The sequence below is a fragment of the Desulfamplus magnetovallimortis genome, assembly GCF_900170035.1.
In the GTDB taxonomy this organism is placed as follows: Bacteria; Desulfobacterota; Desulfobacteria; order Desulfobacterales; family Desulfobacteraceae; genus Desulfamplus; species Desulfamplus magnetovallimortis.
On record NZ_LT828544.1, the window covers coordinates 270,348 to 283,347 of the forward strand.

Sequence of the window (13,000 nt, forward strand, 5' to 3'; positions counted from 1 at the left end):
CTTGAATTTTTTATTCATGTACAGCTTGTATATTAATTTTATAAGAAAGTCCCCGTCTTTTAAGGAGCTATAGGACTTTCATGCTTCGTTGTGACAGATGGTTCTGCCATGGCCGTTATTTGGTCTTTACAAGCTAATCCAATCATTATATTTTACCTCAAACAGTTGAAGAGATTTTCTGCCCGACAACAAAACCTTGAAATAGCACTATATGCATGAAAAAGAATCTGTCGATAATATATTTAAGGAGAATTTTGGTGACAGACCATCATATTGATACTTTGACAGACCATCATATTGATAAAAGGAGCGAACCGAGAATCGAACCTGAAGGGTATCACTGCGTTGAGGTTCAAACTTTGAAAACGCTTTTTCTCTACCAGTTCAAAATCTGGAATATTTCTGCAAGCGGTATGTGTCTGCTGGTCAGAAGTGATTCAGATTTTCTTGATAAGGTGGATGTTGGCGAAATCATTGATATAAAATATTACCCATCGGATCTTTCATGGCCACCTGATATTCACAGGACTAAAATCATGCATATTACAAGAGCCAATATGGATAAGTTCAAAGATCATTATATGGTTGGGCTGATGATAACAAAATAGGTAACTCACAATTAAAACCCACAAAATACCATTAGGCATCCTTAAAATACCATTAGGCATCCTTCATATGACCCCAAAAGTACTTTACACCTTTTTGTGAAATATTCCCGCCACTCAGAGTTTTTTATCCGGAAAGTGTAATCCTGGAAATGAAGAATGCTCATTTTTGGGGACTTTCACCGGAAAAGTGTAAACAACTATTGAGGGATATGAAGGATGCCTTGTTATGAAGACTTTTTAAAAAAAATTTCACAATAGATCATTTTGAAGAATAATCGAAGAGAGGGATATCATACCGACTATCTCTTCCTTATCTTCAACAGGAGCTCTTCTTATACCTGCACGGTAAAGCAGTCTTGCAACATAACGTATATCCATGGATGCCGGTACTGTTATTACAGGTTTTGTCATAATTTCATAAACATTCACCTGCTCAGGAGGCCTTCCCGATATAATAACACCTTTTATGAAATCCTGCACAACAACTATCCCCCAGGCATCATCTTCATAACGTTTATTCACAAGCAATGCACTGATTTTTTCCGATCTCATTTTTTCCGCAGCTTCTTTTGCGGTTGCCATACCGTCAATGGATATAAATCCATTTGTCATAACATCCCTTGCGCGTATAATTTTATTGTTATCTTGCATAGAATTATTCTTCCTTTAAATATTAATAGTGGTTCTTCAAGTTCAAGCCATCTCTTCAAGTTTAAACTGTCTCTTCAAGTCTAAACTGTCTTTTCAAGTCTAAACTACCTCTTCGGTTTAAATTATCTTTTAAGTCTAAGCTATCTCTTCAAGTTCAAACTGTCTGGTGATTTTCATTCAATTTAAAGGTTTAAGTCGTTTCCTGCACGACCATCAAAAATAGGTCTCTTTTACTCTTTTTTTGAATTCATCAAGTTGACTTTCAAGACCTGCTACTTGCTCTACAGGTAAAACAAAAGCAATTCCGGTACCTGGCTTGTGGAATTGTCCTGCCTCTTTTATTGCAGCAAGTATTTTGTCAACAAGGTGTTCCTCCACAAGGAACATTATAATATCAGTCTGTGCTTCAAGTGTAAGACCAAAAAATGTTTTTGCTTCTCGTATGCCTGTGCCCCTTGCCGGGATTATTGTTGCCCCAGTTGCACCGGCTGCCTTGGCAGAATCCACAATATTATCTGTAATATCAGGTTTTACTGAGGATAATATCATTTTAAATTTCATATTTTTTCTCCATACATAACGTAGATGGCGGATATCCGCCACAATCGAATGAATGAAAGTCATTTTAAAACAGTCTGTTACGAAGACTTTCATATAAATTTCTGTAAAGCCATTATTTGCTGTTTATCAAGGATTGTTTTTATTTCGCGACTATCAAGGATTGTTTTTATCTCTCGACCTGCGTACCTTCCATTGCATGATCTGTGCATATCCCATTACTGCAATGATAGGAAACAGGCTTGCAAAAGCTATTAGTCCAAATCCATCAAGGGCAGGATTTCGACCTGGTACAGTGGCAGAAAGACCAAGCCCCAATGCTGCCACCAAGGGAACAGTTACTGTGGATGTAGTAACTCCTCCGGAATCATAGGCCAGTGGTATTATATTTTTGGGAGCAAAAAAGGTTTGCAGTATAACGATTATATACCCGATCATTATGTAAAGGTAAAGCGGTGTACCAGTTACAATGCGGAATGTTCCAAGGCTTATTCCAAAGGCAACCCCTATGGCAACTGTTATTCTAAGACCCCATTGGCTTATTGTTCCGGCTGATACCTCACTTGCTTTATAAGCCACAGCAATAAGAGAAGGCTCTGCAATTGTTGTTGAAAAGCCTATAGATGCAGCAAACAGATATACCCATATATATGCTTTCCAGTCCGGCGTTAATGGAATATTTTCTGATCCATATATAAAAGCAGGATCAGAAAGCTGTGTTGCCATCAAATTTCCTACAGGAAAGAGGGCCTTTTCAAGGCCGGCTAAAAAAAGTGCAAGACCAAAAACAACATAGATTCCGCCCATTATTACACGTTTAAGATGTGGCACAGGCTGGCGGAGTATAAAAATTTGGAAAAATGCAATAAGCGTTATGATTGGGATAACATCCCTGCATGTAGCTAAGAGTACGATGCTGAAGCTATGCAAAAAATCCATGGAAAAACTCCCTTTTTGTACTTTTTATTAGAAAATTTCCATAACATGCTGATATATAACGACTTTCATGTTTCGTTGTGAAGCGTCAGCAAACATGGGGGTTTATTAGAAAGTCTCCATAATACACTGATATGTATAGACTTTCATGGATTTTGTGGCAGGTTGGCCTGCCATGGCCGTTATTTAAAAACAATAAGTCCGTAACCCATTACAAATATCATGGGCAGAAGGGATGCAAAGGCAATCAAGCCAAAGCCGTCCAGCAGAGGGCTTCTTCCCCTGATGGTTGTAGCAAGACCGACCCCTAATGCTGCAACTAAGGGAACAGTAATAGTGGATGTTGTAACCCCTCCTGCATCATAGGCAATACCTATAATCTCATTTGGAGCTATGATGGTCATGAGCATCACCATTATATAGCCTCCAATTATAAGATAGTGAACAGGCCATCCCTTTAAAATTCTTATGACGCCAACAAGTATTGCAATTCCAACGGAAAGAGCTACAGAGACACGAAGACCTGTTGCATATCTGTTTATTGATTCCATTGAAGGATCAATGAGATTTCCCTTTGCTGCAATGTCGGCAGCTTCGGCAGCCACAGCAATAAGTGCAGGCTCTGCTACAGTGGTTGAAAATCCAAGGGCAAAGGCAAATATTAAAAGCCATAGAAGGCTGCCTTTTCTTGCCAGTGCCTGTGCAAGGGTCTCTCCTATGGGAAAAAGACCCATCTCAAGACCCTGGATAAACAATGTAAGGCCAATCACCACAAGAAATGCGCCAAAAAGCAGATCCCAAAGCTGGGGCAGGGGTTGTCTTATTACAACAATCTGAAAAAAAGATATAACCAGAACAATAGGCAGAAGATCCATAACAGAGCTTTTCAGTTTTTTTAGTATCAATTTTATTATCATTGAATTTTAACCTTATGTTTGATGAACTCCCTTTGATGAACTCCCTTATGAATGAGTCAGCAATAATTATCTCTTTGCAAGAAAGGAGGAGAAATTAAAATCTGCGCAACCAAAGTACGAAATAGGGCATCCGTAATATGACACCAAAAGTACTTTACACTTTTTTGTGAGAGATTTCCGCTATTCAGCCATTTCTCTCCGGAAAGTGTTAACTGGGAAATGAAGCATGCCCTAAATAGTCAGTTTTTTTTAACACTCATTCCTTGATGCCCCTGTAAAAAGCCAGAGTCTCCAAAATTACTATTAATGATTTCAACATGTTACAGCCTGAAAAATGCTGAAATCGGACTTTTTACGAGTTCATCATTCCTTAATGTTTATCTGTTTTTTGTGCAGCAGTTTTTAAAAGCAGCTTGTTGGCATGATCAAGCCTGTTTGCAAGTACACCAAACAGATGATTGGCCACATCAGGATACTTTTCAATTACTTCAAGCAGCTTGTCACCAGGGAACCTTTTAACTTCGGATCTTCCTTTGGATACAATGGACGCGGTTCTTGCTTCTCCTGTTATGGCTGCCATTTCACCAAAATATTCTCCTGGCTCGGTGATTTCAGCTATTTTTTTCCCTCCCTTGACTACATATACAGCTCCTTTGACAAGTTTGAAGAAATCAATATCATTATTTCCCTCTCTTATTATGACATCCTTGTCCTCATATTTTTCAATATCGGGATTTACAAGATATGCAGGTAGGGCTTCTTTTGTAATTGTTGTCTTTTTGAGTACCTCATCAAGGGATGTTACTCCCTGACGAACCTTTTCAAGGCCGGCATCACGCAGGGTAACCATGCCCTCTTGTACAGCAAGCTTTCGGAGCTGATCTTCAGGGACATTGGCATTGATTGCCTTTGCAACTTCATCGGTTACTTCCATCAGTTCGTAAAGGCCAACACGCCCTTTGTATCCTGTACCATTGCAATGGGCACACCCTTTGGGACCCATTATTTTGAGCTTTGGAATCTCTTTTTTGTTAAAACCGTAAAGTTCCAGCTCATTTGGGTCATAACCTGTCACCTCCTGTTTGCACTCAGGGCAGAGTCTTCTTCCAAGCCTCTGTGATAGAACCATGGTAACCGCTGATGCCAGCATATAGGATGGAATACCTATGTCAATAAGCCTTCCTATTGTTGAAGGGCAGTCATTGGTATGGAGGGTACTGAAAACAAGATGTCCTGTCATAGCTGCCTTGATTGCAATCTCGGCAGTTGTAATATCACGGATCTCACCCACCATGATTATATCTGGATCCTGACGCAAAAATGCCTTAAGGGCAGCGGCAAATGTCATTCCAACGCTATCCTTTACAGGAACTTGGTTTATACCGCGAAAGTTAAACTCAATGGGATCCTCTGCTGTCAATATTTTTGTATCATCCTGGTTAAGGCGGTTCAGAAGGGAATAGAGTGTGGTTGTCTTTCCACTACCTGTAGGGCCTGTAACAAGGAGGAGTCCATAGGGTCTGTTTATACATCGTTTTATTGCCTTGAAGGTGTCAGTTTCAAAACCGAGTTTGGATAGATCAACATTCAGTGCGCTCTGGTCAAGAATACGCATTACAATGCCTTCGCCCCACAAAGTAGGAAGAGTCGAGACACGAAAATCAACGGTTTTTTTCTTGCCAAGTCGCAGTTTTATTCTGCCGTCCTGTGGAACCCTGCGCTCTGCAATATCAAGTTCTGCAAGAATTTTTATTCTTGAGAGTACCGCATTTTTAATTGAGAGGGGAAGATTCATTGATTTAAAGAGTGAGCCGTCAAGTCGGTATCTAACCTGAAGGGATTTTTCAAAAGGCTCAATATGGATATCGCTTACGCCATCCTGGATAGCTTTTGTAAGAATTCCATTGACAAGTTTGATAATGGGAGCATCTGAAGCCATGAATTCATCAGATGTGCTTGAATCATCAACCTCATGGACTTCCAGCTCGTCAGCAGCCTCGGACACAAGGGAGCCAAAGTCATCAACCGAAGTTACAGGTTCCTCATCTTCGGGCTCATCGTCAAAATGTATAAATTCTTTGTATTCTTCTTCACTGATTTTGTAAAAGTCACGGTAGGCTTCTATGATGTCATTTTCAGTGGAAACACACACCTTGAGGTTTTTGTTGGTTTTCAGGAAACCGTTAATCTTCTCTTTCAGCTCCTCCACAGCAGTTGTGTCTGTGGGTTCTGTCATTGTTATGACAATCTGATCGCTTCTCGCTCCAAGCGGAAAAGCCAGATATTCCTTTATTTCCTGAAAAGGTATGGCCTGAATGAGCTGTGGAGATGGTTTTATATCACTGTATTTGACAACCTGATAACCATAAAGCCTTCCCAGAACATTAACTATTGTCTCCGGATCTATGTGTCCCATCTGCAGGAGGATACTGCTTAAGCGACCTCCACCTTTTTTCATCTGGTTTTGTGCTGCCTGAAACTGGGTATTGGTGATCTGTCCCTCTTTGGAAAGAAGTTCTCCTATCTTTAGTTTGCCTGCACCTGACTGATCCTTTATTGTGGCTTTTAAGCTTGTTCCTCTTTTGTTTGGCGCTGCAGCCATCTGATTCCTCCAAAAAAAATTCAATGTTCCCGGGCATGCCTCATTTACCGCTTTACACTCTACAGGGTAGCAACCTTAAGTTTAAGGATTCTTTCTTAAAAAAAGTGTAAAGTACTTTTTATGCCATATGAAGGACGCCGATTACTGTATGTAAACGGACATGGCTGTGATCTAGCCACCCCCGAATATGAAAATTTATATCTATTTCCACGGTAAACGGTCATGGCTTCCATCCAGCCACGCCCGAATAGGAAAATTGTATCCATTTCCACGGTAAACGGTCATGGCCGGCATCCAGCCACCCCCGAATATGGAAATTTGTATCTATTTCCACGGTAAACCGTCATGGCCGGAATCCGGCCACCCCCGATCATGGAAATAATGTATCTATTTCCACGGTAAAAATAGCTGATTGCAGAGGTTATCTGTCAACGGTGGTCATATATCTTTTTGCCGCCTCCGTAAACAAGTAGAATACCCAGTAGATAAAAACAGAATTTTATAATGCCTGTTGCTTCAGCAAAAGCCTCAATTTCAAGAATTTTAGGCATTACCTGGGGGATTCTGTAAAAAACACCCAGGCCAGCCATCATAAGTAAAGCACCCCATATTAACTGTATATTTCTTTTATCTTTCATTTTTTCACCTTAAGCCGGTCATGCCGGAGCTGAAAGAGTTTTGCAATAGCTTCCCAAAAAGGAATAAGAGGTCTGTTTTGGAAATATATCTTAGTAATTAGGGTTTAATTAACTTACCCAAACTCCCCCTCTCCAGTCATTTAGAGGGGGCTGGGGGTGAGGTAAACGGGTAAGTTATTTAAAGCCAGTTCCTTATCAACCTTGAGAGCCTGTTTTTAAATTCAAATGCTCTGAAGTTCGTTTAGTCTTGATTCAAAAAAGGCTGATTTTTTTTCAAGTTCATCCATATTTTTTTCAAGGGAATCAAATCGTGCATCAATTTCTGACTGGCACTTGGCTATCTTTATACCAATTTCGGAAATTTTTTGGCCATCCATCTTTTCAGATGCATCCTGCATCTCTTGATTCATTTTCTCAAGTTTTTTTTCAAATTCATCAATGAGCTGTTCATCTTTTTCTACTGCTTTTTCAAGATGCTTTAATGCTTTTGATCGCTCCTTTATAATATCAGAGCGCAGGCGCCTCAGCTCCTTGTTGCCCAAAGGTTTTATACGGTCATCAGCTTTTGATTTCTCAGTCCTGTATTCATTATTTTTTTCAAAGTTTTTGTCAATCTCTTCTTCCCACCCTTCCTTTTCGAGGAACTCCTGGTATGTGCCTTCAAAAATAGATATTACGTTGTTTTTGAAAACAACAAGACGGTTTGCCAGTGAGTGAAGAAGCATCTCATTGTGGGTCACAATAAGTATGGCTCCACTGAAGTTGTCAAGGGCAAGCAGCAGGGAATCACATGACTCCATGTCAAGATGGTTGGTTGGCTCATCAAGCATCAGAAGGTTTAGGGGTTCTGCCAGAAGTTTAGCAAGCATTACACGGCTTTTTTCACCTCCGGATAGTACAGAAATCTTTTTGAGGGCATCATCTCCTTCAAACATCATGGCGCCGCAGATATTTCTTGCTTTCTGCCGATCAAGGTCAGTGTGGGAATAGAGAATCTCCTCTTCAACTGTTGCATTTGGATTCAGGGATTCAATGTTTGTCTGCTCAAAATAACCTTTTGCAACACCTGGATTGTAAAGGATTTCTCCTTTATCCGGAGAGAGTCTGTCAGCCAGAATTTTCAGAAGAGTCGTTTTTCCTTTTCCGTTCTTGCCTATGATTGCAATACAATCCTCTGGAGTTACCGTTAAATTGAAATCCTGAATCAGAGGTTTTACCTCAAAGTCTTGGTAAGAGTTTGTTTTGGAAAATGTTTCATCTTCTATTGTGTCCAAAGGGTATGACTTATTGAAAGAATCTGATTTTTGTTTGCTTTTGTAGGAAAAGCTTATATCCTCACACCCCATGATTTTTTTACCGCCAAAGGGTAAGTCCCGAAATGAAAACTCAAGGTTTTCAATTTTTTTCAACCCTTCCCTGTTTTCCATTTTTGCAAGTGCTTTTACCCTTGATTGAACAAGGCCTGCCAATCTTGCCTTTGCTCTGAAGCGTGTTATGAAAAGCTCCATCTCCTTGCGTCGCTTCTCTTCGTTAAGCCTTGTCTTTTCATAGATCTCTTCATCCTGGGCAACCTGCTCATAGTATTTTTCGGTATTGCCCGATATTTTTCGGATGATATTTCTGTGAATGCCAGCTATATGGGTGACAATGGAGTCCATAAAGCCACGGTCATGGGTGATCAGTAAAATTTCCCTGGGCCAGGCCCTTAAAAAGCCTGAAATCCATCTGATGGATACAATGTCAAGATAGTTTGTTGGCTCATCAAGAATGAGAAGGTCTGGATCTGAAACAAGCACCTTTGCAAGGGTAAGTCGCACCTGATATCCTCCTGAAAAAGTTTCAGTAGGACGTTTCATGTCATCTTGTGAAAAGCCAAGGCCGGAAAGAATTTTTTCAGCTTTCCAGTAGTGCTCCTTTTCGTGTTCCGGAAGCCCTGTCATTGCCTCTTCAAGCACATTTTTTTCTGTAAAGCTTATGTGCTGGGTCAGGTATCCCATTCGGTAATCCCCCGGGATCTGAATCCTGCCGCTGTCCTGCTCCTCCATTCCGGTGAGCATTCTCAGAAGAGTTGTTTTACCATGACCGTTTCTGCCCACAAGGCCGATTTTTTCACCAGGATTTATCTGGAGGGATGCCTGTTCAAACAGCACCTGGCTGCCATATGCTTTTGAAATAGAATCAATATTTATCATAACCGTTTTTTATAACATAAAAGTCATTGGGAGTCTAAAGCATATTCCGGAGTTAAGGGATGCCCTGGCAGGAAAGATCAGGGTATTTGTCCGGCATTCCGGATTAAAAAGCGTTTTAAAACAATAATATTCTTGACTTGATGCCCGATTCTATATTTTATTGTCAACAAAAATATGGTGTTGAAGTCACTATTGTTTTACAAAAAAGCTTTAATGGAAAGTCCATGCAGTTGCCGTTATACGGAATTTATGGCGTTAATACAATCAAATATTTGGTATCTTTTACCATCTTATATTTACAGATCAACATGGATTAATCTGTAATATATATGATTTCAAGATTTTTTAAGCTGTAACATACTGAAATTATTAATAGCGAACCTGGTGCTTTAGACTTTTTACGAGACCATTAATATTCATCAAGGAAAAAGATTTAAAATGACACATTACATCTACAGTTTTGGAGATGGAAAAGCCGAGGGAAATGCCTCTGAAAAAAACCTTCTTGGCGGCAAGGGAGCAAACCTTGCGGAAATGGCCATTCTTGGTCTGCCTGTTCCTGCAGGTTTTACCATATCAACAGAGTGTTGTAATGATTACTTCAGAGCTGGTGGCAGCCTGCCTGAAAATCTCTACCAGGAGCTTGATCAGGCCATGGCGGGAATTGAAAGGCATATGGGTAAAAAATTTGGAGATCCGGAAAATCCTCTTCTGGTTTCATGCAGGTCAGGTGCAAGACGTTCCATGCCAGGAATGATGGAGACTGTTCTCAATGTGGGGCTTTGCACAAAAACAATCCCTGGATTGATAAAGCAGACAGACAATGAGTGGTTTGTCTATGATGCCTATCGAAGACTTATTATGATGTATTCCGATGTTGTAATGGAAAAAGCCGAAGGCATTGAACCTTCCGATGGAATGGGGATAAGGCTTCATCTTGAAATGATGCTCAATGATCTGAAAAATGACAGAGGATATGAGACAGACACAGAGATTACACCCTCAGAAATGAAGGAGCTTTGTGAAAAATTTAAGCGCAAAATCAGGGAGAATATTGGTGTTGAATTTCCGGACACTCCCCGTGAACAGTTGCTTGGTTCTATTGGTGCTGTTTTTAAAAGCTGGAACGGCAAAAGGGCAATATCCTACAGAAGGATAGAGCATATTCCTGACGGTTGGGGAACAGCGGTAAATGTACAAAGTATGGTTTTTGGGAATATGGGTAAGGATTCTGCCACTGGTGTGGCATTTACAAGGGATCCTGCAAGTGGAGCAAATGTGTTTTATGGAGAGTGGCTGCCAAATGCCCAGGGAGAAGATGTTGTTGCTGGTATCCGTACCCCCAATCCATTAAATAACTCCAATAAATCAGATCATAATCATCACCTTTTGTCACTTCAGGAGGTTATGCCAGGGATTTATGATGAACTTTTTAATATCAGGACAATCCTTGAAAAGCATTACAGGGATATGCAGGATATTGAATTCACCATTGAACAGGGCAATCTCTATATGCTTCAGTGCCGTGTTGGCAAAAGAACAGGTGCGGCCGCACTTAATATGGCAATGGACATGTTTGAGGAGGGGATGATTGATGAAGCCACTATGATAACTCGCCTTGACCCGAAGCAGCTTGATGAAATGCTTCATCCCATAGTTGATCCCGATGCTGAAAAGAGTGCAACAGTCCTTGTCAATGGCCTGCCGGCAGGTCCTGGAGGTGCTTTTGGGCAGATAGTGTTTAACTCCGAAGATGCTGTCCACTGGAAGAGAACTGGAAAAAAGGTTATTCTTGTACGTGATGAAACAAACCCCGAGGATATAGAAGGAATGAGGGCAGCCCAGGGAATTCTCACTGCAAGGGGGGGGATGACAAGCCATGCAGCTCTTGTTGCAAGGGGCTGGGGTAAATGTTGCATTGTTGGAGCCGGTGCTCTTAAAATAAAGTACGATAAAAAGGAACTTCATATAGGGACACGTGTTTACAAGGAGGGGGATTTTCTGACCCTTAATGGTACAAAGGGTGTTGTATATGAAGGCAAAATAGGAATGAAGGATGCAACAGCCAACCCCAGATTTAAAAAATTCATGTCAATTGCAGACCAGTATCGCACCATGAAGGTCAGAACCAATGCTGAAACCCCAAGAGATGCTGCCCAGGCTCTTGAGTTTGGTGCAGAGGGAATCGGCCTTTTCAGAACCGAGCATATGTTTTATGGTGCAGATTCTGATCACCCCTTGTTTCTGCTGCGTAAGATGATATTGAGCAAAACCCGCCATGAACGTGAAATTGCTCTAAATGAGCTTTTTCCCTTTGTAAAGCAGGAGATAAAACGTACTCTGGAGGTTATGGATGGCAAACCCGTAAACTTCAGACTTCTTGATCCACCGTTGCATGAATTTGTGCCCCATGGGCTTGAGAATCAGGAAAACCTTTCAAAGGAACTTGGCATTGACATTGAAGAGATTGAAAAGCGCTGTGAATCACTTATGGAGTCAAATCCAATGATGGGGCACAGAGGCGTGCGTCTCGGCATTACTTTTCCGGAGATAACGCAGATGCAGATTAAAGCTATTTTTGAAGCTTCTGCCGAGCTGATCAAAGAGGGAAAAAGTCCTGTTCCTGAAATCATGATTCCTGTTACATGTAATGAAAAAGAGTTGATTTTTACAAAAAAAATAGCTCTAAAGATTTATGATCAGGTATTAAAAGCATTTGATCTTGACAATATTGATCATAAGTTTGGTACCATGATAGAGATACCCAGGGCAGCACTTGTGGCAGATAAAATGGCAGAGCATGCCCAGTTTTTTTCATTTGGAACCAATGACCTGACACAGATGACATTTGGGTTCAGCAGGGATGATATAGGTGGATTCATGAATGAGTATATTGACCATGCAATTCTTGATGCTGATCCTTTTGCCACCCTTGATCAGGAGGCAGTTGGGTCTCTGATTGAGATTTCAGTAAAAAAAGGCAGGCAGACCCGTCCGGACATAAAGCTTGGCATATGTGGAGAACATGGCGGAGACCCTGAATCCATTGAGTTTTGCCACCGCACCGGCCTTACTTATGTAAGCTGTTCACCCTACAGGGTGCCAATAGCAAGGCTTGCTGCTGCACAGGCTGCCATTAAATATGGCAAATCAATTTAAGTGTAAACGGGCATGATTGCGTATCAATCACCCCCAAATATAAAATGATAGTCATTTTCACGGTAAAAGGATGGGAACAGATTTTTTGTTGTCTGTTTTCTGTTTGCGATAAATTGAAGGAAAAACAATTAATATTTATTACAGGAGGTTTATAAATGAGTAAAAGAAAGCCGGATGGACAGAATTCTCTGTTTGTCTTTGTTCTAATCCTTATTGCAGGTTTGACAATCTCAATTATGCCGTCGGATAAAGATGAAGAGAAGCAGTTGTCTTTGCTTGAAATGGTACCATCTGTCACTCAATCCCGTCATGTTGTATCAGACAGCAAAGATTCTGCTAAAGAGGTTATTGCTAAAACAGAGCATAAGAGTTCTTATGATGCGCATGGTTCAGAAGATGCAGTTGTGTCTGCAAATGGTGAAGCAGGAGCGGTTCAGGAGGGGCATAAGGCAGATATATCAAAAGATGCCCATGGAGATGAAAATGTAGTGGCTGCTGACGAAAACACAGAATCTGCTGCTGATGACGATAAGGATGTAGCTTCTGAAGAGTCCCATGCGTCGGCAGAAAAAGAAGAGGCAGTTTCTGAAGAGTCCCATGCATCAGCAGAAAAAGAAGAGGTTGCTTCTGAAGAGTCCCAGGCATCAGCAGAAAAAGACGATGCAGCTTCTGAAGAGTCCCATGCATCGGCAGAAAAAGAAGAGGTTGCTTCTGAAGAGTCCCAGGCATCAGCAGAAAA

General features: G+C 40.9%; 10 protein-coding genes. 3 read left to right on the forward strand and 7 right to left on the reverse strand.

Going from position 1 to position 13,000, the window contains the following annotated elements; translation table 11 throughout:
- The first annotated feature begins 257 nt into the window (after positions 1 to 257).
- Positions 258 to 608 carry a hypothetical protein gene (locus tag MTBBW1_RS11410; protein ID WP_080803541.1) on the forward strand — a complete coding sequence of 117 codons (351 nt, stop codon included), beginning with the start codon at positions 258 to 260 and terminating at the stop codon, positions 606 to 608.
- A 249-nt stretch (positions 609 to 857) separates the two neighbouring features.
- Here the strand turns inward: MTBBW1_RS11410 and MTBBW1_RS11415 are convergent, their stop codons facing one another.
- The 7 genes from MTBBW1_RS11415 to MTBBW1_RS11445 all read right to left on the reverse strand — a co-directional run bounded on the left by MTBBW1_RS11415 (position 858) and on the right by MTBBW1_RS11445 (position 9,102).
- Entirely contained in the window at positions 858 to 1,259 is a 402-nt protein-coding gene (locus MTBBW1_RS11415; RefSeq protein ID WP_080803545.1) for a CBS domain-containing protein, read from the reverse strand.
- 213 nt (positions 1,260 to 1,472) lie between these two features.
- Entirely contained in the window at positions 1,473 to 1,820 is a 348-nt protein-coding gene (locus MTBBW1_RS11420) for a P-II family nitrogen regulator (RefSeq protein WP_080803547.1), read from the reverse strand.
- A gap of 153 nt (positions 1,821 to 1,973) precedes the next feature.
- The gene (locus MTBBW1_RS11425; protein WP_080803550.1) at positions 1,974 to 2,756 is read right to left on the reverse strand and encodes a DUF1538 domain-containing protein; all 783 of its coding nucleotides are present in this window, start codon (positions 2,754 to 2,756) and stop codon (positions 1,974 to 1,976) included.
- Between the two features lie 179 nt (positions 2,757 to 2,935).
- Positions 2,936 to 3,670, reverse strand: a complete 735-nt coding sequence (locus tag MTBBW1_RS11430) for a DUF1538 domain-containing protein (RefSeq protein ID WP_080803553.1) — start codon at positions 3,668 to 3,670, stop codon at positions 2,936 to 2,938.
- Positions 3,671 to 4,040: 370 nt separating this feature from the next.
- A complete protein-coding gene (gene pilB, locus MTBBW1_RS11435) occupies positions 4,041 to 6,272 on the reverse strand; it encodes a type IV-A pilus assembly ATPase PilB (protein WP_080803556.1) in 2,232 nt (743 codons plus the stop codon).
- A 428-nt stretch (positions 6,273 to 6,700) separates the two neighbouring features.
- On the reverse strand, positions 6,701 to 6,910 hold the full coding sequence (locus MTBBW1_RS11440) for a hypothetical protein (RefSeq protein ID WP_080803559.1): 210 nt from the start codon (positions 6,908 to 6,910) through the stop codon (positions 6,701 to 6,703).
- A 221-nt stretch (positions 6,911 to 7,131) separates the two neighbouring features.
- On the reverse strand, positions 7,132 to 9,102 hold the full coding sequence (locus tag MTBBW1_RS11445; protein WP_080803561.1) for an ABC-F family ATP-binding cassette domain-containing protein: 1,971 nt from the start codon (positions 9,100 to 9,102) through the stop codon (positions 7,132 to 7,134).
- 438 nt (positions 9,103 to 9,540) lie between these two features.
- Between MTBBW1_RS11445 and ppdK the strand changes: the two genes are divergently transcribed.
- Complete coding sequence (gene ppdK / locus MTBBW1_RS11450) at positions 9,541 to 12,261, forward strand: pyruvate, phosphate dikinase (protein WP_080803564.1); 2,721 nt, start codon at positions 9,541 to 9,543, stop codon at positions 12,259 to 12,261.
- A gap of 155 nt (positions 12,262 to 12,416) precedes the next feature.
- Positions 12,417 to 13,000: prolipoprotein diacylglyceryl transferase (locus MTBBW1_RS11455; RefSeq protein WP_222424048.1), on the forward strand; the 584-nt coding region annotated here is incomplete at its 3' end.

Bases quoted from the DNA above. Each gene is read 5' to 3' on its own strand.
- MTBBW1_RS11415 (WP_080803545.1), bottom strand. From the start codon at position 1,259: ATGCAAGATAACAATAAAATTATACGCGCAAGGGATGTTATGACAAAT.
- MTBBW1_RS11430 (WP_080803553.1), bottom strand. From the start codon at position 3,670: ATGATAATAAAATTGATACTAAAAAAACTGAAAAGCTCTGTTATGGAT.
- pilB (WP_080803556.1), bottom strand. From the start codon at position 6,272: ATGGCTGCAGCGCCAAACAAAAGAGGAACAAGCTTAAAAGCCACAATA.
- ppdK (WP_080803564.1), top strand. From the start codon at position 9,541: ATGACACATTACATCTACAGTTTTGGAGATGGAAAAGCCGAGGGAAAT.
- MTBBW1_RS11420 (WP_080803547.1), bottom strand. From the start codon at position 1,820: ATGAAATTTAAAATGATATTATCCTCAGTAAAACCTGATATTACAGAT.
- MTBBW1_RS11440 (WP_080803559.1), bottom strand. From the start codon at position 6,910: ATGAAAGATAAAAGAAATATACAGTTAATATGGGGTGCTTTACTTATG.
- MTBBW1_RS11445 (WP_080803561.1), bottom strand. From the start codon at position 9,102: ATGATAAATATTGATTCTATTTCAAAAGCATATGGCAGCCAGGTGCTG.
- MTBBW1_RS11425 (WP_080803550.1), bottom strand. From the start codon at position 2,756: ATGGATTTTTTGCATAGCTTCAGCATCGTACTCTTAGCTACATGCAGG.